The following is a 26,863-nucleotide window of genomic DNA, read 5'->3' as shown; positions in this document are numbered from 1 at the left end:
CGACCATGCGCCCTGTGACAGACGAACGAGACGCCGGCCCGCCGCGGCCCGCGAGCCCCCGGCGGATCAGCTTCGCCGAGGTGTCGGGTGCGGCGATGACCGCCCTGCTCGACGGGGACCTCGCCACCGCGAGCGCCGCCGCGGGGGCCGCCCTGACCCCGTACTTCCTCACCGCCAGGGCCCGCGGGCTCTGGCGGTACCGGCTCGGCCAGATGGCCGCCGACCCCGGGCGGGCCCGGTGGATGGCGCGGCAGGCGGTGGTCGGGGACGGCGGGCTCGTCGTCGGGCACGCCGGGTTCCACGGGCCGCCGGACGCGCGGGGCATGGTGGAGATCGGCTACTCGGTCGACCCCGCGTTCCGCCGCAGGGGATACGCCCGCGCCGCCCTGGTCGAGCTGCTGCGCAGGGCCGCGGCCGAGCCCTCGGTCACCGTGGTGCGCGCCACTATCAGCCCCGACAACACCGCCTCGCTCGCGACGATCGCCGGGTTCGGGTTCGTCGAGGTCGGAGAGCAGTGGGACGACGAGGACGGCCTGGAGACCGTCTTCGAGGTCCCGGCGAACGCCGCACCGACCGCCTGAGGGCCCGCGGCCGCCCCCGGACGCGGGCGTGGCGCCGGGGCCTCCCGGGATGCCGTAGACTGGTCTCACCGACGCGGGGTGGAGCAGCTCGGTAGCTCGCTGGGCTCATAACCCAGAGGTCGCAGGTTCAAATCCTGTCCCCGCTACTGAACGGCCGAGGGCCGGGGCGCACGCCCCGGCCCTTCGCCGTTTCCCCTCATCCCGGTCCACGCCCGGGGCGGCCCCCGGAAGGCCCCCGCCGACTCGCGTCCGTACGCCACCGGCAGCAGGCTGGACGGGTGCGGTGAGACGCGGCGGCAGGAGACGACCCGTGGGGCAGGCAGGACCCGGTGGCGGCGAGGAACCCTCCGACGCCCCGCGCGACGGGCACGGCGGGGCCGTCGATGAGCGCCCCGCGGAGACCGACACGGCGACCACCCGCACCACCCGCACCACCCTCTCCACCCGGCAGATCACCGCCCTGCGGATCTTCGTCAGGGCCGTGCCGACCGTCTGCATCGTCGCCGGGGTCTTCTACGACCTGCTGCTGCCTCCGCGCTTCAGCGCCCTGCCGATGTTCGCCGCCGCCATGCTCATCGCGGCCCCGTTCTACTCCTTCACCGGCACCGCCCTCACCGCACTCGTCACCGTGCTCGGCGTCCTGTCGCTGCACCTCAAGGACGACAACGTCGGCAAGGTCGACGGCGTCACCGACCTCATCACCTGCGCGGTCATCGCCATGTTCGCGCTCATCACCAACGGCGTCGTCCGGCACGGCCAGGAACTCCTCGCCTCCGCGCGCGGCATCGCCGAGGCGGTCCAGCTCGCCCTGCTGCCCTCGCCCGCGCACAGCATCGGCGGCCTCGACGTCGCCGCCCACTACGAGGCGGCCCAGGCCGACGCCCTCATCGGCGGCGACCTCTACGCGGTCCAGGACACCCCGCACGGCGTGCGCCTCATCGTCGGGGACGTACGCGGCAAGGGCACGGGGGCGGTCGGCGCCGTGTCCATCGTCATCGGCGCCTTCCGGGAGGCCGCCGAGCACGAGAGCACCCTGGAGGCGGTGGCGCAGCGCCTCGACCGCGCGCTCGCGCGCGAGGCCGTCAGACGGGGGCGCGGCATGGAGTACTCGGAGGGCTTCGCCACCGCCGTCATCGCGGAGATCCCCTACGGGCACGACGTCGTACGCGTCGTCAACCGCGGCCACCCGCTGCCGCTGCTGCTCGAACCCGACGGCCGGCTCAGCGAGATCTCCGGCGCCCCCGCCGCCCTCCCGCTCGGCATGGACCTCGGCGCCTGGCCCGACCACGCCCAGGAGAACGAGTTCCACCGCGGGGCGATGCTGCTGCTGTTCACCGACGGCCTCACCGAGGCCCGCGACCGGCACGGCGTCTTCTACGACCCCGTCCAGCGCCTCAGGGGCCGCGTCTTCCAGGGCCCCCAGGCGCTCCTGGCCACCCTCACCACCGAGGTCAGACGCCACACGGGCCAGCGCACCACCGACGACATGGCACTCCTCGCGATACGCCGCCCCTGGCGCGGCCCGTGACCGGCGGCTCCCGGAAGTGACGGCGGGTGACCGGCCGAGCGCCGTGCGCAGCGCGACTGACGGCCTGTCAGGGCCGGTTTAACCGCCGGGGCGTGCAATGGATTGGCAAACCCGGCCCCGACTCGCCCGATTCCGTCCCCTGGCACCCGATTTGGCCTCAGGGTGTTCCCCTAATGAAGACCCGGAACGGCTTGGAATCCGGGCGGGGCTTCTATTAACGTTCGATAACGCAGCGCGGTCGTCCCAGCCGTCACCAGAGACGGCTCCGTGCGCAAGCGCCGAATCCCGCAAGGGAACCGGGGAACCACCAATTGGGGTGAATCGGGCGTCCTTCCGTGAAGGGGCCCGTAGGAGACCTTCCTGCTCCGAACCCGTCAGCTAACCCGGTAGGCGAGAAGGAAGGAAAGGAGCGCGCCTCCGTGGCGTCCAATCGGCCTGCTCCCGAAGGCTCGTACGCACCCAGAGACCTCTTCGGCGGTAACGGACACGACGGTGTCCACGAAGGTACTGACACCGTTGTCAGCTCCCTGGACGGTGACTTCGGCGAATTCGCCGACTTCGGCCCGGCGTCCGCGCCCCGTACGGTGCCCGGCCCCGGCGGCGACGAAGGACCCTGGGAGGAGTGGAATCCCACCGAGGAGACGCTGCGCTCCAACCGGGGCAGACACCGCGTCATCAAGCAGCGCGGCGGCCTCGCCCGCAGCTCCACGGTCCTCGGCGTCGGCGTCATCGCCGCCGTCGGCGCGGGCGGCATCGCCAGCGCGCAGGGCGGCAAGCCCCCCGTACACATCTCCGTACCCGACCTCTCCGCGGTCAAGGACGCGCTCCCCGCGGCCAAGTCCCTCCCCGGAGTCGGCTCGCTCCTCAGCGACGGCGACAAGTCCGGCGGCCAGGAGCAGGCGGCGCCCCTCTCCGGCATCGGCGTCAGCCGCGCCGACGTCCGCCAGGGCGCGACGAGCGCGGGCGAGGCGCTGCGCGAGCGCATACTCAAGCAGGCCCAGGAGCAGGAGGACCAGGCCAGGGCCGCCGCCGACGCGGCGGAGCGCGCCGCGGTCAAGAAGGCGTCGGAGGCGGCGGCGAAGAAGGCCGAGTCCGAGGCCGCCGCCGAGAAGGACAAGGCAGAGAAGGCCGCCAAGAAGAAGGCGGAGGAGGAGCGGCTGGCCAAACTGGCCAAGCAGTTCACCCTCCCCGTCGCCTCCTACACCATCACCTCGCGCTTCGGCGACGGCGGCTCCATGTGGTCCTCCGGCTACCACACGGGACTCGACTTCGCGGCCCCCACCGGCACGCCCCTCAAGGCCGTCCACTCGGCCACCGTCAAGGAGGCCGGCTGGTCCGGCTCCTACGGCTACCGCACGGTGCTGGAACTCGACGACGGCACCGAGCTGTGGTTCTGCCACCAGTCCTCGATCTCGGTGAGCGTCGGCCAGAAGGTCACCACCGGCCAGGTCATCGGGCGGGTCGGCGCCACGGGGAACGTGACGGGCCCCCACCTCCACCTGGAGGTCCACCCGGGCGGCGGCTCGGCGGTGGACCCCGCCCCGTGGCTCCTCGCCCACGGTCTGAAGCCGTAGTACGCGCCTGACGGCGGACCCACCGGGCCCGCCCCCGCACGACGGGCCCGCGCGCGGGCACCCCGGGCACACCGCAGGGCCACGCCCCACCGCGGACCACCCGGACCCGCCCCGCGCCGCGCCGCCCGCGTGCGCCCCCGAACACCGGCAGCTCTGGCGACACCCCCCCGACGCCAGAGCTGCCGGGCTGTCCTCCACGGCACCGACAGGGCCCCGTGGCCGACCGCCGGGATACCGTCCCCGCAGACGCCACCGAGGGAGGCCACGTGCCCGCTTACCTGACCGTGCTCACGACCACCGACACCGCCGAGAAGGCCGGACACCTGGCGACCACCGCGGTGGCCGCACGGGTCGCCGCCTGCGCCCAGATCGACGGGCCGGTCACCAGCGTCTACCGCTGGGAGGGTGCCGTACACACCGACCAGGAGTGGCGCGTCCTCTACAAGACGACCGAGGACCGCTACCCCGCACTCGAAGCCCACATCCGCGCCACCCACGACTATGAGACCCCGGAGATCATCGCCACCCCCGTCACCCACGGCGGCGCCGACTACCTGGCGTGGGTGAGCGCGGAGACGGTGGGGGAGTGAGGGGGGCGGCACGGGAGTGAGGGGCGGCGCGCGGGGAGCCGCGCCCTCGTCCCGGGAGCGCGGCGCGGGGAATATCCGGGTGCCGCGCGGGGTTGCGGCTCCTTATGTCTCCTCTTCGCAAGCTGGGTTCATCGGGGCTCGAAGTCCACCCGCTCTGCCTGGGCGGCAACGTCTTCGGCTGGACCGCGGACCGGGCCACCTCCTTCGCCGTCCTCGACGCCTACACCGAGGCCGGCGGCAATTTCGTCGACACCGCCGACGTCTACACCGCCTGGATCGAGGGCAACTCGGGCGGTGAGTCCGAGACCGTCATCGGCGAGTGGCTTGCCGCCCGCGGCAACCGCTCCGACGTGGTCGTCGCCACCAAGGCGGGCTCCCACCCCGACTACAAGGGCCTCGCCCCCGACACCATCAGGGGCGCGGTCGACGCGTCGCTGCGCCGCCTCGGCACCGACCACATCGACCTCTACTACACGCACCGCGACGACGAGTCGGTGCCGGTCGAGTCCATCGTCAGCACCCTGGACGAGCTGGTCAGGGCCGGGAAGGTACGAGCGGTCGCCGCCTCCAACATCAGCCCGGAGCGGCTGCGGGCGTCCCTGGACTTCGCCGGGCGCGAGGGCCTCACCCCGTACACGGTGCTCCAGCCGCAGTACAACCTGGTGGCACGCGACAGCTACGAGGGCCCGCTGCTCGACGTGGCGCGGGACGCGGGCCTCGCCGTCGCCCCCTACTTCGCCCTCGCCGCCGGCTTCCTTACAGGCAAATACCGTCCCGGCGTCACCGTCGACAGCCGGCGCTCGGGGAGCGCGGCCAAGCTGCTGGAGACCGAGCGCGGCATCCGGGTGCTCGACGCCCTCGACGCGGTCGCGAAGGCCCATGGCGCCGAGCCCGCCTCGGTGGCGCTCGCCTGGCTGCTGACCCGCCCCACCGTCACGGCGCCGATCGCCAGCGCCAGGTCACTCGCCCAACTGCCGCCGCTGCTCGCGGGCGTGGAAATGACCCTCACCGCCGACGAGACCGCCGCCCTCGACACGGCCTCCGCGTAGGGCTCCGCCGGTGCCGCCGGTACGGGTGCCGGTGCCTGTTTCTGCGCCGGTGGTGCTTGTGCCGGTGCCGGTGCCCGTGCCTGTGTCCGTGCCGGCGGGTGGTGGCTGCGCGTGCCGCTCGTCGTGCGGTGTCCATGTCCTTGCCACGCAGCGCCGCCGCAGCCACAGGCAGCAGCCCGCGGTCCCCAGGAACACCGGCACCATCGCGGCCCCGTACACCAGCGGGAAGCCGCCGAGCCGGGGCGAGCCGTTCCACAGCGCGTGCAGACCCACCGCCGCGAGCAGTCCCGCGGGCGCGAGCAGCCGGGCGGCGCGCACCCGCCCGCGCGCACGGCGCGCGGCGGGGCGCGCCGCCGCACCGAGGCCGAGCGCGGTGACGACCGTGAACAGCGGGTGCGCGAAGAGCCCCATGCCGATCCTGACGAGGAACGTGGCCAGGGTCAGGGAGTGCAGCCACCGCTCCCCGGTGAGCCGGTCGTTGCCGAACGCGTCGCCGAGGTAGAGCACGTTCTCCGTGAACGCGAACCCGGTGGCGGTCACCCCCGCCACCACCGCGCCGCCGAGCACACCGCCGAGTGCGCGGCGGCGGAAGACCAGCAGCAGCACCAGCGCGCCCGCCTTGGCGCACTCCTCGACCACCGGGGCCACCAGCGCCGTACCGACGACGCCCGACGAGCCGACGGCGGCGACGGCGCGCGCGGCGAAGGAGTTGGCCGCCATCGCGATCAGCGCCGCCGCGCAGCCGCCCCACGCCAGCGCGAACATCAGCAGCCGCCACGGGGGCCGCGCCGGTCCTCCGAGCCTGCCGAAGACCGCGACGAGCGGCCCCACCGGCAGCGCGGCGAGCCCGAGTCCGACGAGGAAGCCCCCGGTGCCGGTGCGCTGTCTGACCATGCCGAGGACGAGCAGCCCGCACAGCGCGAGCACCCCCGCCACCACCCCGAGCCGCACGGCGCGGCCCCGGCCGCGGGGCCGGGGCGCGCGGATGCCCGCGTAACGCGGCGAACGCGCCGGCACGGACGGACTTGCTGCCACACCCTCGACCCTAGCCACCACCCCCGGCCACCGCGACGGTGCCTCCCGTGCCGCCGGATGGCCGTAACGCGTCTAACGGTGCGGAACTTTGCGTCACGCGGTGCGGTGGAAGAGCAGGTCGCGGACCGTGTGGCCCTTGGCGATGCCCTGGCGTTCGAAGCGGGTGACGGGGCGGAAGGCGGGGCGGGGGGCGTAGCCGCCTTCCGGGCGGGTGTTGGTGAAGTCCGGGTGCGCGTCCAGCACGTCGAGCATGTGCTCGGCGTACGGCTCCCAGTCGGTGGCGCAGTGCAGCAGGGCGCCCGGTTTCATCCGGGGCGCGAGCAGGGTGAGGAACCCGGGCTGCACCAGCCGGCGCTTCTGGTGGCGGGTCTTGGGCCAGGGGTCGGGGAAGAAGATCCGCACCCCGTCGAGGCAGCGCTCGGGCAGCATGTCGCGCAGCAGGATGTGGGCGTCCCCGTTGGCGATACGGATGTTGGTCAGCCCGTCCCGCTCCGCGAGATGCAGCAGATGGCCCTGGCCCGGGGTGTGCACGTCGACGGCGAGGATGCCGGTGCCGGGGTCCGCGGCGGCCATCCGCGCGGTCGTCTCGCCCATCCCGAAGCCGATCTCCAGGACCACGGGGCGCCCCTCGAAGAGCGCGTCGGGGTCGAGCGGTGAGCCGTCGATATCGACGCCCCAGCGCGGCCAGAGCCGCCGCAGCGCCTGGGCCTGGCCCGAGGTGATACGGCTCCTGCGGGTCTGGAAGCTGCGGATGGGGCGGTGCGGGCCACCTGGCGAGGTGGCGGGGGAAGGGCCGGTGCCCTGGGGGAACATGCGCTTCCGCTCGGGCGTGGTCATGACCTTCGTGCTCTCGGGACGGGGGGCGGGTGTACTCACCCCGATTCTACGGAGCCGGTACGACATCCCCTCGTGCCCCGCGCCGCGGCCCCGGAGCGGACCCCCCTCCGGCCCGCCGCCGCGCCCGCGAGGCCCCGGTCCCGGAGCCTCCGCCCCCGCAGCCCCCGCGCGCCGCCGCCCCCGCGAAGCCCCGTGGCGGGTCCGGCCGTCAGGCCGTCAGCCCTCGGCGAGTGCCCGCAGCGCCCTGCGGGCGATCTCGCGGCCGATCGGGAGGGACGCCGTCGCCGCGGGGGAGGGCGCGTTGAGGACGTGGACGGTGCGCGCGGACTCGCGGATCAGGAAGTCGTCGACCAGGGTGCCGTCCCGCAGCACCGCCTGGGCGCGCACCCCGGCGGGCGCGGGCCGTAGGTCGGCGGCGGTCACCGCGGGCAGCAGCCGCCGCACCGCGCGTGCGAACTCCTGCCGGGACAGCGAGCGCCGTATCTCCCCGGCGCCGTAGCGCCAGTGGCGGCGGGCGAGGTGCCAGGAGCCCGGCCAGGCGAGGGTCCCGGCGAGGTCGCGGGCGTTCAGCGTGGCGCGGCGGTAGCCCTCGCGGGCGAGCGCGGGGACCGCGTTGGGGCCGACGTGCACACCGCCGTCGACGCCGCGCGTGAGGTGGACGCCGAGGAACGGGAACGCCGGGTCCGGCACCGGGTAGACCAGGCCGCGTACCAGGTCGGGGCGGGCCAGCTCGTAGTACTCGCCGCGGAAGGGGACGATGCGTACCGCCGGGTCGTCGCCGGCGAGCCGGGCGATCTCGTCGCAGTGCAGCCCCGCGCAGTTGACCAGGACCCGGCCGCGTATCACCTCGCCGCGCTCCGTGCGGGCGGCGACGCCGCGCGCGGGGCGGCGGTCCATGCGCGTGACCCGGGCGCCGTAGCGGATCTCGGCGCCAGAGGCGGCGGCGAGGCGGCGGGCGACCTCGCGGTAGTCGGCGATGCCCGTGGTGCCGACGTGGATCGCGGCGAGCCCCCTGACCTCGGGCTCGTACTCGGCGATCTGCGCGGGGCCGAGTTCGCGGACGGGGATGCCGTGCTGCCTGCCGCGCTGGACCAGGGCGTGCAGTCTGGGCAGCTCGGCGTGCTCGGTGGCGACGATCAGCTTGCCGGTGAGGGCGTGCGGGATGCCGTACTCGGCGCAGAACTTGCGCATCTCGGCGGCGCCCTCGACCGCGTAGCGCGCCTTGAGCGAGCCGGGCCGGTAGTAGATGCCGCTGTGGATGACGCCGCTGTTGCGCCCGGTCTGGTGGCGCGCGGGGCCCGGCTCCTTCTCCAGCACGGTGACACGGGTGCCCGGCGCGGCGCGGCTGAGGGCGTACGCCGTCGACAGGCCGATGATGCCGCCGCCGACCACCAGCACGTCGCAGTCCGCCCGGTGCGCACCGCGGGCACCGGCGGCGGCCGTGCGCGTGCGGCCCGTGGTCACCGCCGTGGGCGTCGTCCCTTCCACATGCGCCACCTTCCGCTCGGCCACCCGCCTACCGATAGTGCACTGCGCCACTGACACAGCGCGTAAACGTGGCGGGCGGGGAAAGGTCAGGCGGGTGACATCAGGAGGGGGCGCGCGCGCTCGCGCAGCTCCACCACCCGGGGTTCGTCGCCGTACGGCTCCAGGCGGTGCAGCAGGTCGCGTACGTACTCCGTGGTGCGCGCGGACGATATCCGCCCGGCCACCTCGACCGCCCGCACGCCCTGCTCGCAGGCGGCGTCCAGGTTGCCCGACTCCAGCTCGGCGACGGCGGACACGATCAGCCTGAGGCCGTGCGAGCGCACGTACTCCTCGGTGGGTTTGGACAGTGCCTGCTCGGTGAAGCGGCGCACCTGCCGTGGCGCCTTCAGGTCCCGGTAGCACTCGGCGGCGTCGGCGGCGAAGCGGTCGTACGAGTAGAAGCCGAGCCAGGCCGGGTCGTTGTCGCCGTCCCGCGACCGTTCGAGCCAGCCCTCGGCGGCCCGCAGCGCGGCCCCCGCGGCCTGCGCGTCGCCGGTACGCGCGTGCGCGCGCGCCTCGATGAGGCTGAAGAAGCTCATGGTGCGCGCGGTGGCGAGGCCGCGGTTGCGCTCCAGGGCGGCCTGGGCGAGGTCGACGCCCTCGTCGCCGAAGCCGCGGTAGGTGGCCTGGAGGGACATCGACGCGAGGACGTAGCCGCCGAGCGGGACGTCGGCCGCGGCGCGCGCGAGCCTGAGGGCCTGGATGTAGTACCGCTGGGCGGCCTCCTGCTGGCCGGTGTCGAACGCCATCCACCCGGCGAGCCTGGTCAGCTCCGCGCTCGCGCCGAACAGCGCGCGCCCGACCTCGTCGGAGTACGAGCCGAGCAGCAGCGGTGCCGCCTCCACCCGCAGGCACTCGGGGACCATCGAGGAGCGCCAGTCGCCGCCGCCGTACTTGGAGTCCCAGCGGCGCGCGTCCTGCGCGGCCTCCCGCAGCTTCTGCACGTCGCTGTGGCCGACGCGCATCCGGGAGCCGCCGTCGCCGTGCCCCGCGTCGCGTGCGACGGAGCTGTCCGCGGGCGTTATGAGCCAGCGCGAGGCGGGCGTGGCGTACGCGCTGACGGCGAAGGAGCCCGCCAGGGACTGCCAGATGCCGCCGCCGCCCGCGCGCCGTCCCGCGAGGTCGAGGCGGTACAGCTCGGTGGCGGACCTGACGGCCGCCGCCACGTCGCGCGGGAAGGCGAGGCCGACCTCGGGCGCGGGGTCGGCGTCCGCGAGGCCGATCTCGTGGAGCGGCACGGGCCTGCCGAGCTTCTGCCCGATGGCGGCCGCTATCAGATGGGGCGCGGCGCCCTGCGGCACCATGCCCTTGGAAACCCACCTGGCCACCGAGGTCTTGTCGTAGCGGAGCGTCAGGCCCCGCTGGGCCCCGAGGTCGTTGACCCTTCGCGCGAGTCCCGCGTTGCTGATTCCCGCGAGGGCGAGAACGGCGCCGAGCTTCTCGTTCGGCCCGCGTTGCTCCCTGGACATGCGCCCCCCTCGGCACAGACGGCCGCCGCCGCGCTGGCGGCATTCGGGCCCCTGTCCCCCCGGCCGCCCCCCGGCGCGCGGGCCGTGGCTCTCCGGCGCGCGGGCCGCAAGAGCGTCTGGCCGAGCCCCGGGGTATATGCCACCGCGAAAACACGGGCACACCCAGCGTAGTTCGGCGCATCCCAAGCGTTAAGAGGCATAGTTCCGGATGGCGAGATTGTTGCCCGCACGGCAGTGCGGACCCGGCGCGCCGTGCTCCGGGCGTGTGGCCGTGCGCCCGGCCGTGCGCTCTTCTGCCCGGGGGGCGGGGTCGCTTCCATGGGTGACGCGTGGGTCGGCCCGCTGTACTGGGTCCAGTGGGCTGGGGGACACCGCCGCCTTCATCCCCGCGGGCGGCGGACCGGTCCGGGAGGCGAATGACGCCTCCCGGACTGTGAGGATGGTCCGCCCGTGGGGAAGGGGTCGGCAACGCCCCTTCATCCTGGCCGAATTGGCCGAAATCCGCCTACGCGCCGGCGGCTCCGGCAGGGCCGGGAGGGCGGGAACGTTCCTCCCGGTACCCGGCAGAATGCCAATGAACGGCCATAGAAGGCTCTTTTCGGACCAATTACCGCGCTTTTCGGCGACGTTGCCGCCGCGCGGGCCCTCGCGCCGCCGCCACACCGGCCACTGAGGCCCCGTCACGCCCCGTTTCCAAGGCGGCGCCGCCGCGCGTTTCGGTCGCCCTTCGCCTACGGTGCGATCCCTCCGCCCGGCGCCCCCGCCCGGTACCCCGCGGCGGCCCCGCGCGGCCGCCGCACACCCTCCGTCAGGGCCCCGTCGACGCCCCGCGGGGCCCCGGCGGGCACCCCCGGGGGCGCGTCCGGTGGCACGCAAGGCAAACCGGAGAGCGTCCCGTGCGCCTCCTTCGTGGCAGCATGGAGCCGAGTTCGTCCGGTGCACTAGGCGTGACGCCGGTTTCCTCGTTCATGTTGGCCAAAGTTGCTCAGTGTTGCTCGGTATTGCTCGATGTTGGCTCTGTGTTGGTTCGGTTGTGAGGGGTGCCGACGCAGCGTGACGCCGGGTGGGCCGAGCCGGCCGGGGGCAGCCCGAGGCCGACTCAGGGACCGTGGAGGCGAGATGCGGTGGTTGGTGGGGTGGAGCAGTACCGCCGCGGGCACCCTCGATCCGCTGTCGGCGGGGGCGACGAGCGCCTCGGGCGAGGGCGTCCACCCGGTCGGCGCCCAGCTCCTGTGGGGCGACCCCGACCCGCTGTGGGCCGTCGGCGACTGGCGGCCCGACGAGGTACGCGTCGTCACCGCCGACCACCAGACCCGTATCGCCGTCCTCGGCACCTGCGGCGCCACCGACGAACAGTTGCGCGTCGCGCTGTTCTCGGCGCGCGGCGGCGCACTGCGGCACCTCACCGCCTGGCCCGGCGGCTACACCGCGGTCGTCCAGGTCGGCAGGCGCCTCACGGTCGCGGGTGACATTGCGGGGGCGCGCCCCGTCTTCCACACGCCCTGGGCGGGCGGCACCGCGTACGCCACCGCCGCCCTCCCGCTCGCCGACCTGGTCGAGGCCAACCTCGACATCGGCCACATCGCCGCGCTCCTCGCCGCCCCCGAGGTCCCCGAGGCCCTTCAGGACTCCACCCCGTACGAGGGCGTGCGGCGCATCCCGCCGGGCCACGCGCTCATCCTGCGCGCGGGCGCCCGCGAGGTCGCCGGATACGAGCCGGTGGCCTCCCTCGCGGTCGCCGCCCCGCCCGTCGACCCGGCGAGCGCCGTGGACGGCGTCAGGGACGCCCTGGTCGAGGCCGTACGCACCCGGCTGGCCGCACCGCGCCACGTCCCCGGCGCCGACATCGACCCGGGCCCCGTGCCGGGGATGGGCCCCGCCGAGCGGCGCGCCGCGCGCGGCATGCCCGTGCCCGGCATCGGCGCCGACCTCTCCGGCGGCCCCGCGTCCGGCACCCTCGCGCTGCTCGCCGCCGGGCTGCCCGGCATGCCGGGCACCGTGCTCGGACACGGCACCGGGGCCGGTGAGCGCCTTGTCGCGGTCACCTTCAACGACCTGGTCTCCGGCGGCCGTGAGGCCGAGATCCAGCGCGCGGGCCGGCTCGCCGCCAACCCCCGCCTGCACCACGTCGTCGTCACGGGCGGCGAGGAGGCCCTGCCGTACGCCCTGCTCGACGGCCCGCTCACCGACGAACCCGCGCCCACCCTCGTCACCGCCGCGCGGCACCGCGCCAGACTCGCCGCGGGCAGCGCCGACCACTTCACCGGCTACGGCGCCCGCCAGGTGCTCGACGCCCACCCCGCGCGCCTCGCCGACCTCCTCATGGACCGCAAACGCCGCCACCTGGTGCGGCCCGTCGCCGCGCTCGCCAGGGCCGACGGCTCCGTGATGGTCCCCGCGCGCGTGTACGGCGCCGCCCGCAGGCTCGCCCGCACCCCGCACCGCGCGGGGCTCGAAGCCCTCGCCGAGGGCCTGATGCGACGCACCTTCGGCGACGCCGACGACGCCAGGGGGCCCGTCGGCGCCTCGCTCGCCGCCCTCGCCTGGGGCAGACCAGGGCCCGCCGCCCGCTGGCTCACCGGGGAGGCGCTGGCAGAAGTATCGGTTCGTCTCCAGGCCGCCGCCGACCGCCCGGGCCCCGGCTCGGGACGCCCGGGCGACACCCGCGCCCGCGCCGCGCTCGCCCGGCACGCCGCCGACCTCCGCATCCTCGAACAGGCCGCCGAGATCCGCTTCCAGCGCCTGCACTCGCCCTTCCTCGACAACCAGGTCGTCCGCGCCTGCCGCGCACTCCCCGAGTCCGTACGCGTCCAGCCGGGCGCCCGCGCGGCCATCCTGCGCACCGTGCTGGAGGGCGCGGGCGTCACCGACCTGCCGCCCGACTGGGGCGCGGGCTCTCCGGGCCCCACCGTCTCCGCCGCGCGCACCGGCCTGCGCTATGCCATAGGGGACCTCGTCGTCCTCTTCGGCACCCCGCTGCTCGCCGAGGCGGGACTCGTCGAGGCCCGGGTCGTACGCAAGGCCCTGCGCGCCGCCTCGGAGGGCGAGCCGCTGCCCCTCGCGGGCCTCGCGGAACTCGTCTCCGTCGAACTCTGGCTGCGCCGCCTGCTGGCCCGCAGGGGCACCTGCTGGACCGGCACACCCTCGCGCCAGCGCGCGGTCCCCTCCGGCTCCGTGGTCCCCCGCAGAGACGCCCTGGGGACGGCGCACGGCCTCTGAGGGGGGGTAGGCAGCGGCCCGTACGCGCGCGTGGGTGGTCCTCGGCCCGTACGCGTGTGTGTGGGCGGCCGTTGCCCGGTACGCGCGCGTGGACGTCCCCTGCCGGTACGCGTGTCGGCGGCCCTCGGGCGCGTACGCGCCGTGTCGGCGGTCCCCGGCGCGTACGCGCGTATGGGCGTGGGCGGTCTCCGGCTCGTACGCGCGTGCGCGGCCATCGGCCCGTACGCGCGAGGGGGCGCGGTGGCCGCGGGTGTGAAACCCCCGTAGGGGGGCGCACGGCCGTCGCACCGCGTATCGCGGTCCGACGCCCGCCCGGCGCCCGCCGCGCGGGCACGCGGGGGCAGCGCCCGTACCTCGGAGGTCGTCCCCGGCGAAAAGCCGTGGCCCCATGCGCCGGTGCGGTGAGAATGGGGGCGTGCGGTACTCGATTTTGGGCTCCACGGAGGCAAGCGCGGCGAGCGCGGACCCGGAAGAAGCGCCCGGCGGTGCGCGGGACGGCTCCGCCGTGCCCGTCGGCGGCCCCCGGCTGCGCGCCCTGCTGGCCCTGCTCGCGCTGCGCCCGGGCGCCACCGTCCCCAGCGACCGGCTGATCGACGAGATCTGGGCGGACGACACGCCCCCGCACGACGCGCCCGCCGCCCTCCAGGCGCTCGTCGGGCGGCTGCGCCGCGCCCTCGGCAGGGACGCCGTCGCCTCCGGGCCCGGCGGCTACCGGCTGGTCGCCGAGCGCGAGGACGTCGACCTGTTCCGCTTCGAGCGGCTGCTGCGCGAGGGCACGGCCGCCCTCGACCGCGGCGACGCCGCCACCGCCGCCCGCACCCTGCGCGCCGCCCTCGCCCTCTGGCGCGGGCCCGCGCTCAGCGACCTGCCCGACAGGTCAGCCGCTGCCCGCCCCGAGGCACAGCGCCTCGAAGCGCTCCGCGCGCGCATGGACGCCGATCTGCGCCTGGGCGACCTGGTGGGCCTCGTCCCCGAGGTCACCGGGCTCCTCACCGCCCACCCGTACGACGAGCCGCTGCACGCGCTGCTGATCCGCGCGCTGCGCGCCGAGGGGCGGCACGCGGACGCACTCGCCGCGTACGAGAACGCCCGCCGCACCCTCGCCGACGCGCTCGGCGCCGACCCGGGCCCTGAACTGCGCGCCCTGCACGGCGAACTCCTCGCCCCCGCCGAAGCGCCCGCGGCGCCCGCGGCCGGAGCGGGCGCAGCCGGAGCCGGCGGGCCGGGAGCCGACAGCGCGGGAGCGGGCGGACCCGGAGCCGACGGGCCCCGCGTCGGCCGGGCGGCGGGCGGCGCCCCCGCCCGTCCCGGTGCCCCCGCGCGGCCCCCCGCGCCGCCCAGGCCCCCGCACGCACGGCGCGGGAACCTCAGGCCGCGCCTGACCTCCTTCGTCGGCCGGGAACCCGAGCTGGCGGCCATACGTTCAGAGATCGACCGAGCACGCCTGGTCACCCTCACGGGCCCCGGCGGTTCGGGCAAGACACGTCTCGCCGAGGAGGTGGCCGCCGGGCACCCCACGGCATGGCTGGCCGAGCTGGCCCCGCTCGACCGTCCTGAGGCGGTTCCCGGCGCCGTGGTCTCCGCACTCGGTCTGCGCGAGACGGCGATGCTCCTGCCAGGCGACCTGACCGCCCCGCACGGCGACGACCCGACCGCACTCCTGGTCGACCACTGCGCGGGACGCACGCTCCTCCTGATCCTTGACAACTGCGAACATGTGATCGACGCGGCCGCGTCCCTCGCCGAGACCCTGCTCACCCGCTGCCCCCGGCTGACCATCCTGGCCACCAGCCGTGAGCCACTGGGCGTCCCCGGCGAGTCCGTGCGCCCCGTGGAGCCGCTGCCCCCGCACCCGGCGCACCGGCTCTTCACCGAGCGCGCGGCCGCCGTCCACCCCGGCTTCGACCCCGCGCGCGAAGCCGACGCCGTCGACGAGATCTGCCGCAGGCTCGACGGCCTCCCGCTCGCCATCGAGCTGGCCGCCGCCCGCCTCAGGCTCCTCACCCCGCGCCAGATCGCCGACCGCCTCGACCACCGCTTCCGGCTGCTGACCAGCGGCAGCCGCACCGTGCTTCCCCGCCAGCAGACCCTGCGCGCGGTCGTCGACTGGTCCTGGGACCTCCTCGACGAGCGGGAGCGCACGGTGCTGTGCGAGGCGTCCGTCTTCGCCGGGGGCTGGGACCTGGCCGCCGCGGAGGCCGTCTGCTCGGGACCCGCCGCCGACACCGTCGGCGCCCTCGTCGACAAGTCCCTCGTCGTCGCCACCCCCGACCCGGACCCCGACGCCCCGGGCATGCGCTACCGCCTCCTGGAGACCATCCACGAGTACGCGACCGAGCGCGCCGCGGAGCGGCCCGACCTGCTGGACGCCGCCGAGCGCCGCCACGGCGCCCATGTGCGCGCCCTGGTGGAGAAGGCCGACCCCCTCCTGCGCTCCCACGAGCAACTGCCGTGGATACGGCGCCTTGAGACCGAGCTGGACAACATCCGCGCGGCGCTCCACCGCGCCCTGGCCCGCCGCGACGAGGACCTGGCGACCGCGATCGCGCTCGCCGCCGGATGGTTCTGGTGGCTGCGCAACCACCGCAGGGAAGGCGCCGGCTGGGTCGAGCAGACGCTGCGCCTCGGCCCCGCGGGGCAGTACCAGGACACCGGCCCCGGCGAGCCCCACGGCACCTGCGCGGGCGAGCACCGCGTCCCCGAGGCGGACCCGGCGTCCCTGGTACCGCCGATGCCCTCGGGCCCCGACCCGCTGGGCGACGAGGCCGACCCCCGCTACTGGCCCCGTATCAACCTGCGGCTGCTCTACATGTTCCTGTTCGCCGAGAGCAGCCCCATGAGCGTCCTGTCCGACGAGCGCGTACGCGGCCAGATCCGCGCCGTACGCGACGTCATGCGCAGCGGCGGCCCCCACGCCGCCCGCTTCCCCGGGCTCATCTGGCCGTTCACCACGTTCTTCCTCGACGGCCCCATCGCCGCCCGCCCCGCGCTTGAGGCAGGCGTCGCCAACTGCCGCGCGTACGGCGGCCCGTGGGAGATCGGCGCGATGCTGATGTTCCGTACCCACATGAACATCGACATGCCGCGCGGGCTGCACGGCGTCGACGAGGACCTGCACGAGCTGCGGGACGTCAGCGCCCGCGTCGGCGACCGCTGGATGCGCGCCCAGGTGTGCAGCGCGGCGGGCGAGGTCGCCATGGCGCGGGGCAGGTTCGAGGACGCGCGCGGGGAGTACGAGGACGCGCTGCGGTTCGCCTACGAGGCCGGTGCCTTCGCCGAGACGCCGTTCCTGCTGACCAGGCTCGCCGAGATCGCCCACGCGGACGACGACCGCGCCACCCTGACCAAGCTACTCGACGAGGCGACCGAGGCCGCCGAGCAGTACGGGGTCATGGACTCCCTCGCGTTCACCAGCCTGCTGCGCGCCGGAGTCGCCCTGGAGGACGGCTCGGTCGCCGAGGCGCGCGGTCTGCTGGACGCCGCGTGCGGCGAGGCCAGACGCGGCACCCCGCCCCCGCAGTTCTCCGCCATGCTCGGCGGCGTGGACGCGCAGGTCACCGCCGCGGAGTCGGGCCCCGCGAAGGGGCTCAGGGTGCTGTTCGACGCGCTGCACACCGCCCTCGTGGCCGGTTGCTCCGAGCATGTGGCGGCCTCTCTGGTGGACGTGGGCGCCGACCTGTTGTGCGAGGTCGGCGACCCGGCGCGGGCGGCCCGCCTCGTGGCCGCCGCGCTGGTATGGCGCGACGGCCTGTCCAGGCCCGCCGCCCGCCGGCGGACGGCCGAGCAGGTGGAGGAGGCGGCGCGCGCGGCACTCGGCGAGGAACGGCTCGCCGCCGAGCGCGAGTCGGGCGCCCGCCTCGACGCGGACGCGGTGCTCGCCGAACTCGCCACCGCCATCGGTGTCGCACCCCCGGGCCCGATCGCCCAGGCGGACGCGGCCTGGCCCCCACCCACGGACGCCTGACGACACACCACGGCGGGTACGCACGCCCCCACCGGGCCGGTACGGGCGCGGCCTTGCGGTGCTAAGCGGCGCCCTCCGGTGCCGTGCCACGCCGTGCCGTGCCACGCCGTGCCGTGCGTTGTCCTACGGTGTCGTGCCGTGTCCCACGGTGCCGTGCCGTCCCGCGTCGTACGGTCCGCGTCGACGCGTGGCGCTCAGCCGCAGGTGAAGCGCGAGGTGGCCCAGTCGGCCATGTTCACGGACCCCAGCGGCTTCACCGGCTCCACCACGAGACGCACGCTCTCGCGCCCGCTCAGCGGCACATGCACCGGTACCGCCTTGTCCCCGCCCGCCAGTTCCGGCGACTGCCACAGCCGCGCCCCGTCCCCGTACACCGAGAACCGCACGGAACCCACCGACGGTGTCATGTCGTCCACGCCGACCAGGGCGTCGTACGCGGAGCAGGGCCGGTTCAGGTCGATGGTGACCGTCGACGACCCACGCACGGTGACGCCTGGGGAGTAGTGGGCACCGGCGATGGACAGCTCGGAGCGCTGCCACACCCAGTCGCCGAACCGCATCTCGGGCTCGGTGCCGTCGCCGAGCAGCCCGTAGCGCAGCTCGCTCCACTGGTACACCGCCGGGGCCTTCGGTGGCGGCGGTGTCGGCCGCGGCGGCTTCGGCGCGGGCGGCTTCGGGCGCGGGCTGCTCGGCTTCGGCTTCGGTGTCGGCTTCGGCGACTGCTTGACCGGCGGCTTCGGCTTGGGCTTCGGCGGCGCGGGCCGCTCCGGTGGCTTCGGCGCGGGCGGCGCGGCCGGTGGCTCGGGCGCGGGTGGCGCGGGCGGCGCCGGGGGCACCGGCTGCGACACCGGGGGCTTCTTCGCGTCGGGCTTCGGCGCGGGCTCCGAGCCGTTGCCGACGAGCGCCAGCGCGAGCGCCACCCCCGCGACCACCGCGACGGCGGCCCCGATGCCGACCTTCACCGGGGCGCCGACCCCCTCGGACGCGGCGCCCGCGCCCGCCGCCCCGGAGCCGCCCCCGGAGGCCGCGGCCGCGGCCCCACCGCCCGCGGCCCCCGCAGCGCCGCCCGCGATGAGACCGACGGCCTTGGCGTACCCGGCGGCGCCGAACCAGCCGATGACGGCCACCGGTACCACACCGGGAATCCCGCCCGCGACCTCCTTGAGCTGTCCCGCGGCCACCCGGCACCGCGCGCACTCCTCCAGGTGCTTGCGCAGCCCGCGCTCCGCCCTGCTGCGCAGCCCGCCCCTGGCATAGGCGCCGAGGCGGTGCGCATAGCGGGCGCAGGACTCGTCGGCCGCGAGCGACTCGCTCACATGGGCCTGGATGAACGCCTGCTTCAGGCCCTCGCGGGCCCGGAAGGCGAGCGCGCGCGTGCTGTTGGAGTCGAGCCCGAAGAGCCGCCCGACCTCGCTCGGCGTCTCGTCCTCGACCTCGGTGTGCCACAGCACCGCCTGCCAGCGCTCCGGCAGGCTGCGGAACGCGCGCATGGCCATCGACTGCTCGGCCTCGTGCATCGCGCGCGCCTCGGCGCCGAGGTCGAGCGTGTCGTCGCCCGCGGCCTCCCGGGTGCGCGCGGACTGCTCCGCGAACACCGCGAAGTCGTCGACGAGATGCTCGCGCCGCGCCGACCTGATCCAGTTCGCGGCGACCCTGCGCACCGTCGTCAGCAGATACGCCCGCACCGCGTACTCGGGCCCCGAGCCGCCGCGTACGGCCTGGAGGGTGCTCGCGAACACCTCGGCGGTGAGGTCGTCTGCGGTGTGCGCGTCCCGGCAGCAGGTGCGGGCGTAGCGGCGCACGGCGCCCGAGTGCCGCCGGAACAGCTCCTCGTAGGCGCTGTCGTCGCCCGCGCGCATCCGCCCGATCAACTCGCTGTCGGACGGCGGCTCCCCGGCCATCGGCCCGGGCCCCTCGTCCACCGGCGCCTCGTCGCCCGGTGCGCGCCGCCGCCTGCGCTGGCGCGGCACGCTCGACGCCCGGTCCTCGCCCTCCCGCCGCGGCGCCGCATGCCGCGGCCCGCCTGCGGCCTCGGTTTCCTCAGGGGCGGCGTCCGGTGCCGCGCCCTGGCCGTCGGGTACGGGCGCGTCCGGCGGGGCCGCGGGGCCCTGCGCCGCCGGTTCGCCCTGCGGCGCCCGGTCGGCCTCCGCCGCCGGGGCGGGAGTCGGTACCGAGCCTTCGTGGCCCGGTGCTGAATCGTTCCCCCCGGGCGGCGAGCCCTCGTTTCGACGCGACGCGTCCCCACCCTCAGCACCCATGACGGAAAGCCCCCGACAACTCTGCGTACCACCGTCGGAACAGAGTGGCACAAGGGGTTCTCGCGACAAACCGATGGCCCCGGCAACCACCCTTCCAGGGTCTTTCTGTCATGAACCGGCACCCCGTCGCAAATGATCGGGTAAGGTCCGCCCCTCTCATCCCCGCCGGGGTGCCGGATGGTGTCACGCGGGCCGCGACCGCAGGCCCTCCAGCAGGATGTCGAGCAGCCTGCTCGACGCCGCCGCCTGCTGTGCGGCATCGGGCAGCGCGGGCGCCGCCGTCGCTATCACCAGCAGCACGTCGGACACCGTCACGTCGTCCCGCAGCTCGCCCGCGGCCCTGGCGCGCTCCACGAGCCGCCCCACCACCGAGAGCAGCGCCTCGGCGCCCGGCTCCGCGGGACCCTGCGCCGTGTCGCGCCCCGAGGGGGCCGGCTCACGCTCGACGAGCCGCAGCCCGGGACCCGTGCCCCTGGCCGTGGGGCCCTCGGCCCCGAAGACGTTGCGCTGGTGCGGCACCCGCGCCTCGTCGCCCGCGGACTCGTCCACGGGCACCCGCAGGATGTGCGGCGGCAGCAACCTGCCCGCACCTGACGCCACGGACGTCCGCAGGAAGCGCGACAGCGCCGACCACGGCTCGTCCTCCTGCCCGAGCGCCGCACGCGCCTGCTCGGCCAGCCGGGCGGTCTCTTCCTCGGCTATGCGCCTGACCAGTACGTCCTTGCTCGGGAAGCGGCGGTACACGGTGCCGACGCCGACCCGTGCGCGACGGGCGACGTCCTCCATCGGGGCGCCGTAGCCCAGCTCCCCGAACACCTCGCGTGCCGCCCGGAGCACATGCTCCAGGTTGCGCTGTGCGTCCACCCTCAGCGGTGCGGAACGTGTGGCGTCCGCCGCCGCGGGGTTGTTCATACCGGCGCCCCCGCCCGCCGAAGCCACGGCGGGTGCGACGGACCAATGAGAATCCTGAGTGTGCATAGATGTTCCCCCGGTTAACGATGTCTCCCCCCGGAGACTCTCCCCGTTGTGTTCGACCGGTGCGCTCGGGGGAAACAAGCCACCGGCACGGCCCTTGCCGAACCAACGTATGAGCATCCCCCGACACCCCGATGACAGACGAACATAGTTGAGCTGGGGTCAATTCAGAAGAGGCCAAGGCCCCGGCGGACGCCGCCCGATCGGAGCAGACCCGCCGCCCGCTCCGGTACATGCGCCGCGACACCCCGCCCAAACCCGGCACCACCTGCGCGCATACCGGACGGTCGGCCTGTGCTCCCCGTGTGCCTCCCCGTGACATCCGGTCACACAAATCGCTGAGCCTGTGGACAAACGACGGACTCCGATGCGTCATGGGACGGTGAAGGCCACTCTCTCGCCCGGCACCGCCCCGGGCCCCACGACGGGCAAGCGCGTCCTCATCGTCGGTGGCGGCTACGTCGGCATGTACACCGCCCTGCGCCTCCAGCGGAAGCTCAAACCCGAGCTTGCCCGGGGGGAGATCGAGATCGTGGTGGTCACCCCCGACCCCTACATGACCTACCAGCCGTTCCTCCCCGAGGCCGCCGCAGGCTCCATCTCGCCCCGCCATGTCGTCGTACCGCTGCGCCGCGTCCTCGACCGGTGCCGCGTCATCATCGGCGAGGCCACCGCCATCACCCACGCCAAGCGGACGGCGACCCTCGCCACCCTCGCCAGCGAGGAGGAGGGCGCCGGCACGGTCGAACTCGGCTACGACGAACTCGTCCTCGCGCCCGGCTCCGTCTCCCGCGCCCTGCCCGTGCCGGGGCTCGCCGAGCACGGCGTCGGGTTCAAGACCGTCGAGGAGGCCATCGGGCTGCGCAACCACGTCATCGAGCAGATGGACATCGCCTCCTCGACCCGCGACCCCGCCATCCGCGAGGCCGCCCTGACCTTCGTCTTCGTCGGCGGCGGTTACGCGGGCGTCGAGGCGCTGGCCGAGCTGGAAGACATGGCGCGCTACGCCTCGCGCTACTACCACAACATCAGGGCCGAGGACATGAAGTGGATTCTCGTCGAGGCCACCGGGCGCATCCTCCCCGAGGTCGGCGAGGCCATGGGCAAGTACGCCGTCAGCGAACTGCGCCGCCGCAACATCGATGTACGCCTCGGCACCCGCCTCGAATCTTGCGAGAACCGCGTCGCCGTCCTCGACGACGGCTCCCGCTTCAGGACCCGCACCCTGGTGTGGACCGCGGGCGTCAAGCCCCACCCCGTGCTCGCCGCCACCGACCTGCCGCGCAATGGGCAGGGGCGCCTCACCGCCACCGCACGCCTCACCGTCGACGGCGTCGCACACGCCTGGGCGGCCGGCGACGCCGCCGCCGTGCCCGACCTCACCGCCGCGGACAAGCGCGGAGCCGCGGACACGGGCGCCGCCACACCCGCGCGGGACGGCGTGAGCGCGCCTGCGGTGTGTGCCCCCAACGCGCAACACGCCGTCCGCCAGGCCAAGGTGCTCGGCGACAACGTGGCCGCCTCCCTCAGGGGAGCCCCCCTCAAGGAGTACGCCCACGCGTACGCGGGCTCCGTGGCCTCCCTCGGCCTCCACAAGGGCGTCGCCCATGTCTACGGGCGCAAACTCAAGGGCTACCCCGCGTGGTTCATGCACCGCGTCTACCACCTCAGCCGGGTGCCCACCTTCAACCGCAAGGCGCGCGTACTGGCCGAGTGGACCCTCTCCGGCCTCTTCAAGAGGGAGATCGTCTCCCTCGGCTCGCTGGAACACCCCAGGGCCGAATTCGAACTCGCGGCCGGTGGAAAGCACCCCAGGCCCCCGAAGGGGTCGTCCTGAGCTATACGGGGAACTCCACCGGGCGTATCGACGTCTCACGCATGCCGGTTCGGTCGGTCAGACTGGACCCGTGACAACGGTGGCCGCCCAGCGACACCGACAGGTCCGTTCCTTCCGCGACAACGCCGTTTCGGAGCACCACCGCGGCCCCGGCCGCACCCGGACCGACCCCACCACGACGACACGAGGCAAGAATTCGGTGAATTTCACCCGCTGGAGCTCCCGTCTCCCACAGCGCCGCGCGGCAGCGCGCACCGACCACGGGGCCTCCCCCGCGGGACGCGGCGAAGGCGCCGTGCCCGCCGCCCGCGCGGAACGCCCCGCGGACGGCCGCGCCACACCCGCCGGTCTGCCCTCCGTCGACAGCCTGCTCGTCCACGACGTCCTCGACCGCATGCCCGCCCTGGTCGCCCTCGTCCACGGCCCCGACCACCTCCTCGGCCACGTCAACAGCGCCTTCACCGCCGTCTTCGGCCCGCGCCCCGGCGGCACCCCCGCCCGCGACGCCCTGCCCGAGCTGCGCGAACTCGGCGTGCTGCCCCTCCTCGACCAGGTACGCCGCAGCGCGAGACCGCGCCGGGTCAAGTCCCGCCGCGCCCACGACGGCCGCTCCTACACGTTCACCTGCACCCCCGTCGACTTCCCCGCGCCCGGCTCCGACAGCGGTGTCCTGATCTTCGCCACCGACGTCACGGAGCACGCCAGCGCCGCCGAGCGGCTGCGCGAGGGCGAACGCAGCCAGCGCGAGACCGTGGTCACCCTCCAGCGCTCGCTGCTGCCGCAGAAGCTGGAGGAGCCAGACGACCTCCGCATCGCCGCCACCTACCACCCCGGCGGCCTCGAAGCGGCCGTCGGCGGCGACTGGTACGACGTGATCACCCTCGGCGGCGGGCGCACCGCGCTCGTCATCGGCGACGTGATGGGCCGCGGCGTGCGCGCCGCCGCCGTCATGGGGCAACTGCGCACCGCCGTACGCGCCTACGCCCGCCTCGACCTCCCGCCGCACGAGGTGCTGCAACTCCTCGACGGCCTCGCCATGGAGATCGACGCCAACCAGATCGCCACCTGTGTGTACGCCGTCCACGACCCCAACGAGGGCCGCCTGGTGTACGCCTCCGCCGGGCACCTGCCGATCCTGGTGCGCGACCCCGAGGGCGTGGTGCACCGCGCCTCCGACCCCACGGGACCCCCGCTCGGCACCGGCGACTGGCCGCACACCTCAGGGTCCATCCCGCTCGGCCCCGGCTGCACCGCCGTCCTCTACACCGACGGCCTCGTCGAGCGCCGCGACCAGGACATCGACGTCGGTGTCACCGCCCTCGAACAGGCGCTCGCGGGCGCCACCGGCAGTCCCCAGGTCATCTGCGACCGGCTGCTGCGCACGGCGGGCGTGACCGCCGACCACGACGACGACGTCGCCGTGCTCGTCATGACGCACCCCGCACGCGGCGGCACCGAAGGCGATCTCTTCCGCAACGCCGCCCTCGAACTCCTCGGCGGCGTCGAGGCCACCCCGCGCGCCCGCGCCTTCGCCTCCGGCGTCCTCACGAGCTGGCGCTTCTCCCGGGACCTCCACGACCTCGGGGTGCTCGCCGCCAGCGAACTCGTCGCCAACTCCCTCCAGCACGGCACCCCGCCGATGCGGCTGAAGCTCCGCCGCACCGACCGCCGACTGATCATCGAGGTCACCGACGGCGACGACCACCTGCCGCGCCGCCGCAGGGCCGAGCCCGCCGACGAGGCGGGCCGTGGCATCGATGTCGTCGCCACCATCGCCGCGAGCTGGGGCGCCCGCCGCACCCCCGACGGCGGCAAGGCCGTCTGGTGCGAGTTCGCCCTGCCCGACGCCGCAAGACCCTGACCCCGGGCACCCCGGCCGGGGCACGCCCGCGGCCTCCGGCGGTCCGTGCGGGGAGCCGCGGCATCCCACCGCCGCGGCCCGCCGTCAGCAGTCCGCCGGTATGGACTCCGCGACCCCGGCGGGCTCCCCGGCGCGGCGCCCGCCGCGGGCGGCGATCCGCCCGCCCGCCGGGTGCGGCCGGTCCTGCGCGGGACTGAGCCACCTGCCGAGCCGCAGCGCCAGCGCCGTGACCCCCAGCGAGAACAGCAGGAACGTCACCACGTACGGGCCGTGCAGCGCCGCACCCATCGGGCCCCCGACGGCCGGGCCCACCGCCAGCGCGAGCTGCTTCACCAGAGCGAACGCGGAGTTGTACCGCCCCACGGCGCCCTCGGGTGCGAGGTCCGCGACCAGCGGCGCGAGCGTCGGCGACAGCAGCGACTCGCCAAGACCGAACAGCGCGTAGGTGGAGACGAACGCCGTCGTCGCCATCGCCTGGCCGGCATGGCCGAGGCCCGCGTAACCCGCGGCCGCCCAGGCCACCGCCCAGATCAGCCCCACGGCCGCGATCACCCGCGAGCGCCTGCGCCGCTCCACGAACCGCAGCACCGCGAACTGCGCCACCGCGATCGCCGCGGTGTTCGCCGCGAGGGCCACCCCCAGCATCGACGGCGACACCCCGGCCGCCTCCACCCCGTACGCCGAGAGGCCGGAGTCGAACTGGCCGTAGCAGGCGAAGAACAGCACGAAGCCCAGCACGGAGAGCTGCACCATGGCCCGGTGCCCGAGCAGCGCACGCCACCCGCCGGAGCCTGCGCCCGCCCCGGCGCCGCGCAGCGCCGCGGACTCGGAGCCGGGCTCCACCGCGGTGACCGGGGAGGGTATGCCCGCCCGCGCCCCCGCCGCGATCGCGGCGAGGGCCAGGAACATCAGCGCCTCGACCGAGAACAGCGCGACGAAGCCGCCGGGGCTGCTGCCGTCCACCAGCAGCCCGCCCACCAGCCCTCCGGCGCCCAGGCCGACGTTCTGGAGGAAGAACTGCACCGCGAAGGACCGGCCGCGGCTCGCCGCGCCCGAGCACCAGACCACGAGCGTGGCCAGGGCGGGCTGTATCACCGCCGTGCCCGCGCCGAGGACGGCGGCGGCGAGGACCACGGCCGCCTCGCCCCGCGCGAGACCGAGCGCCATCGCCCCGGACGCCGACACGACGGCCGCGGCGAGCAGCACCGGAAGCGGGCCCCGGCGGTCTATCGCGCGCCCGGTCAGCGGCAGCACGGCGAGCGCGGCCACCGCGAACGCCGCGAGCACCATCCCCGCGGCGCCCGCGCCGAGCCCGCGCACCTGCGCCGCGTACACGTACAGAAAGGGGACAGTGAGCCCCATCCCGAAAGCGGCCAGCGCGCTGCCTGCCTGGACACGCCCCATCGCCGTGAACCGGGCCTTGACCACCTTGACCACTTCTCACCTGCCTCCACTGCTCGACGGCGGCCCCACGGCCGCCGGGGGGAGCGCCCACACCGCACGAGGCGATTGTGACCTGGACTACTTACCCCTCAAGACTTTACCTCTAAACTTCGAAGCTAAACTGTACACCCCGAAGAACTTCGACGCCAACGGCCGCCGTGGCATACTCCCGACATGGGTGACACGCCTGGCGCGAGCGAGCCGAGCATCGACGAGCAGATCGCCGCCTACCAGCGCGAATTCCGCGATCTCGATCCCCAGGTCGAGCAGATCGTCTCGGCCCTCGGCCGCCTCAACCGCCGGATGAACGTCGCCTACGGCCGCCAGACCGCCACCCTCGGCCTCAGCAACGCCGAGTGGGAGGTCCTGAAGGCACTCGTCCTCTCCGGCCACCCCTACCGGCTCGGCCCTGGGGAGCTGGCCAGGCGGCTCGGCCTCACGCCCGCCGCCATGACCCACCGCATCGACCGGATGGTCACCGAGGGCCTGGTGACCCGGGACCGCGACGAGCGCAACCGGGTACGGGTCATCGTCGAGCTGACGGAGGAGGGGCGCGAGAAGTGGCTTGAGGCGATGCGCCTCGCCACCGTCTTCGAGGGGGACCTCCTCCAGGACCTCACCCCGGCCGAGCGCGCGATGCTCGGGAACGTGCTCACCACCCTGCTGCGCCGGGTCGAGGACGCCCAGCCGGACGCCGGCGGACGCCTCACCGACCTGGACCCGGGCACCGACTGACCGCCGCAGGCAGCGGTTTGACACGCACCGGGCCGATCCGTAAGGTTCTTCGAGTTGTCGTGGCGCCGTAACGGTTCTACGGCAGTACCCCGCGCCGCACGACGGCGCCCCACTCTCTCAGTTCGACTCCCCGATGGGATCAAATTCGGCATGCCCGAATTTGATTTCGACCACTCGATTATGAGCGGCCCCGGGGAATGGGCTAGAGTCCAGGGCGTCGAAGCGGCCGAGGGGCCGTAAAGGCATCCCGTTCCGGCCGGGAATCGGGTCCGAAAGGATCTGGTAGAGTCGGAGACACCGAAAGGGAAAGCGCCCGGAGGAAAGCCTGCTGAGTGTGGGTGAGTACGAAGGAAGTGTCCGTTCCTTGAGAACTCAACAGTG

At 74.8% G+C, this 26,863-nt stretch carries 17 protein-coding genes, 1 tRNA gene and 1 riboswitch; of the genes, 11 read left to right on the top strand and 7 right to left on the bottom strand.

What is annotated here, in order from left to right; translation table 11 throughout:
• Positions 1-14 precede the first annotated feature (14 nt).
• From ACIBIW_RS17030 to ACIBIW_RS17005, 6 genes are all read left to right on the top strand, one after another.
• The gene (locus ACIBIW_RS17030; protein ID WP_399336781.1) at positions 15-581 is read left to right on the top strand and encodes a GNAT family N-acetyltransferase; all 567 of its coding nucleotides are present in this window, start codon (positions 15-17) and stop codon (positions 579-581) included.
• Positions 582-653: 72 nt separating this feature from the next.
• A tRNA-Met gene (locus tag ACIBIW_RS17025) sits at positions 654-727 on the top strand.
• A gap of 164 nt (positions 728-891) precedes the next feature.
• Positions 892-2,109, top strand: coding sequence for a PP2C family protein-serine/threonine phosphatase (locus tag ACIBIW_RS17020; RefSeq protein WP_399336779.1), 1,218 nt, complete (start codon positions 892-894; stop codon positions 2,107-2,109).
• A gap of 266 nt (positions 2,110-2,375) precedes the next feature.
• A riboswitch (cyclic di-AMP (ydaO/yuaA leader) is annotated at positions 2,376-2,517 on the top strand.
• An 11-nt stretch (positions 2,518-2,528) separates the two neighbouring features.
• Positions 2,529-3,683, top strand: a complete 1,155-nt coding sequence (locus ACIBIW_RS17015; RefSeq protein WP_399336776.1) for a M23 family metallopeptidase — start codon at positions 2,529-2,531, stop codon at positions 3,681-3,683.
• Positions 3,684-3,949: 266 nt separating this feature from the next.
• Complete coding sequence (gene cutA, locus ACIBIW_RS17010) at positions 3,950-4,273, top strand: divalent-cation tolerance protein CutA (protein WP_399336774.1); 324 nt, start codon at positions 3,950-3,952, stop codon at positions 4,271-4,273.
• A 104-nt stretch (positions 4,274-4,377) separates the two neighbouring features.
• Positions 4,378-5,322 carry an aldo/keto reductase gene (locus tag ACIBIW_RS17005; protein WP_399336772.1) on the top strand — a complete coding sequence of 315 codons (945 nt, stop codon included), beginning with the start codon at positions 4,378-4,380 and terminating at the stop codon, positions 5,320-5,322.
• Here ACIBIW_RS17005 and ACIBIW_RS17000 read toward each other — a convergent pair.
• From ACIBIW_RS17000 to ACIBIW_RS16985, 4 genes are all read right to left on the bottom strand, one after another.
• Positions 5,233-6,357 (bottom strand): PrsW family intramembrane metalloprotease, encoded by a 1,125-nt coding sequence (locus ACIBIW_RS17000; protein WP_399336770.1) that lies wholly within the window; start codon positions 6,355-6,357, stop codon positions 5,233-5,235. The two genes, ACIBIW_RS17005 and ACIBIW_RS17000, sit on opposite strands and share 90 nt — an antisense overlap.
• A gap of 93 nt (positions 6,358-6,450) precedes the next feature.
• Entirely contained in the window at positions 6,451-7,170 is a 720-nt protein-coding gene (trmB, locus tag ACIBIW_RS16995) for a tRNA (guanosine(46)-N7)-methyltransferase TrmB (RefSeq protein ID WP_399337599.1), read from the bottom strand.
• A 240-nt stretch (positions 7,171-7,410) separates the two neighbouring features.
• Positions 7,411-8,658, bottom strand: coding sequence for an L-2-hydroxyglutarate oxidase (gene lhgO, locus ACIBIW_RS16990; RefSeq protein WP_399337597.1), 1,248 nt, complete (start codon positions 8,656-8,658; stop codon positions 7,411-7,413).
• 110 nt (positions 8,659-8,768) lie between these two features.
• Positions 8,769-10,190: an MFS transporter gene (locus tag ACIBIW_RS16985; RefSeq protein ID WP_399336768.1), complete on the bottom strand. Its 1,422-nt coding sequence runs from the start codon at positions 10,188-10,190 to the stop codon at positions 8,769-8,771.
• Between the two features lie 1,119 nt (positions 10,191-11,309).
• Here ACIBIW_RS16985 and ACIBIW_RS16980 point away from each other — a divergent pair.
• Both ACIBIW_RS16980 and ACIBIW_RS16975 read left to right on the top strand, forming a co-directional pair.
• The gene (locus ACIBIW_RS16980) at positions 11,310-13,409 is read left to right on the top strand and encodes an asparagine synthase-related protein (protein ID WP_399336766.1); all 2,100 of its coding nucleotides are present in this window, start codon (positions 11,310-11,312) and stop codon (positions 13,407-13,409) included.
• Between the two features lie 415 nt (positions 13,410-13,824).
• Positions 13,825-17,373, top strand: coding sequence for an AfsR/SARP family transcriptional regulator (locus ACIBIW_RS16975; RefSeq protein WP_399336764.1), 3,549 nt, complete (start codon positions 13,825-13,827; stop codon positions 17,371-17,373).
• 194 nt (positions 17,374-17,567) lie between these two features.
• Here the strand turns inward: ACIBIW_RS16975 and ACIBIW_RS16970 are convergent, their stop codons facing one another.
• Positions 17,568-19,631, bottom strand: a complete 2,064-nt coding sequence (locus ACIBIW_RS16970; RefSeq protein ID WP_399336762.1) for a sigma-70 family RNA polymerase sigma factor — start codon at positions 19,629-19,631, stop codon at positions 17,568-17,570.
• 183 nt (positions 19,632-19,814) lie between these two features.
• Positions 19,815-20,609 (bottom strand): TetR/AcrR family transcriptional regulator, encoded by a 795-nt coding sequence (locus tag ACIBIW_RS16965; protein WP_399336760.1) that lies wholly within the window; start codon positions 20,607-20,609, stop codon positions 19,815-19,817.
• A 364-nt stretch (positions 20,610-20,973) separates the two neighbouring features.
• On the opposite strand from ACIBIW_RS16965, the gene ACIBIW_RS16960 reads away from it, so the two are divergent.
• A complete protein-coding gene (locus tag ACIBIW_RS16960) occupies positions 20,974-22,443 on the top strand; it encodes an NAD(P)/FAD-dependent oxidoreductase (protein ID WP_399336758.1) in 1,470 nt (489 codons plus the stop codon).
• A 199-nt stretch (positions 22,444-22,642) separates the two neighbouring features.
• Positions 22,643-24,304 (top strand): SpoIIE family protein phosphatase, encoded by a 1,662-nt coding sequence (locus ACIBIW_RS16955; RefSeq protein WP_399336756.1) that lies wholly within the window; start codon positions 22,643-22,645, stop codon positions 24,302-24,304.
• An 84-nt stretch (positions 24,305-24,388) separates the two neighbouring features.
• Here ACIBIW_RS16955 and ACIBIW_RS16950 read toward each other — a convergent pair whose 3' ends face one another.
• The gene (locus ACIBIW_RS16950) at positions 24,389-25,708 is read right to left on the bottom strand and encodes an MFS transporter (RefSeq protein ID WP_399337595.1); all 1,320 of its coding nucleotides are present in this window, start codon (positions 25,706-25,708) and stop codon (positions 24,389-24,391) included.
• A gap of 213 nt (positions 25,709-25,921) precedes the next feature.
• Between ACIBIW_RS16950 and ACIBIW_RS16945 the strand changes: the two genes are divergently transcribed.
• Positions 25,922-26,482: a MarR family winged helix-turn-helix transcriptional regulator gene (locus tag ACIBIW_RS16945; protein WP_399336754.1), complete on the top strand. Its 561-nt coding sequence runs from the start codon at positions 25,922-25,924 to the stop codon at positions 26,480-26,482.
• Positions 26,483-26,863 lie beyond the last annotated feature (381 nt).

Source organism: Streptomyces sp. NPDC050560 (assembly GCF_044457285.1).
Classification (GTDB): Bacteria; Actinomycetota; Actinomycetes; order Streptomycetales; family Streptomycetaceae; genus Streptomyces.
The sequence above is the reverse complement of the archived record's forward strand: the minus strand, read 5'-3'. Positions and strand labels throughout refer to the sequence as shown.

Bases quoted from the DNA above. Each gene is read 5' to 3' on its own strand.
- ACIBIW_RS16960 (WP_399336758.1), top strand. From the start codon at position 20,974: ATGCGTCATGGGACGGTGAAGGCCACTCTCTCGCCCGGCACCGCCCCG.
- trmB (WP_399337599.1), bottom strand. From the start codon at position 7,170: ATGTTCCCCCAGGGCACCGGCCCTTCCCCCGCCACCTCGCCAGGTGGC.
- ACIBIW_RS16965 (WP_399336760.1), bottom strand. From the start codon at position 20,609: ATGCACACTCAGGATTCTCATTGGTCCGTCGCACCCGCCGTGGCTTCG.
- ACIBIW_RS16980 (WP_399336766.1), top strand. From the start codon at position 11,310: ATGCGGTGGTTGGTGGGGTGGAGCAGTACCGCCGCGGGCACCCTCGAT.
- ACIBIW_RS16985 (WP_399336768.1), bottom strand. From the start codon at position 10,190: ATGTCCAGGGAGCAACGCGGGCCGAACGAGAAGCTCGGCGCCGTTCTC.
- ACIBIW_RS17005 (WP_399336772.1), top strand. From the start codon at position 4,378: ATGTCTCCTCTTCGCAAGCTGGGTTCATCGGGGCTCGAAGTCCACCCG.
- ACIBIW_RS16970 (WP_399336762.1), bottom strand. From the start codon at position 19,631: ATGGGTGCTGAGGGTGGGGACGCGTCGCGTCGAAACGAGGGCTCGCCG.
- ACIBIW_RS16950 (WP_399337595.1), bottom strand. From the start codon at position 25,708: ATGGGGCGTGTCCAGGCAGGCAGCGCGCTGGCCGCTTTCGGGATGGGG.
- ACIBIW_RS16945 (WP_399336754.1), top strand. From the start codon at position 25,922: ATGGGTGACACGCCTGGCGCGAGCGAGCCGAGCATCGACGAGCAGATC.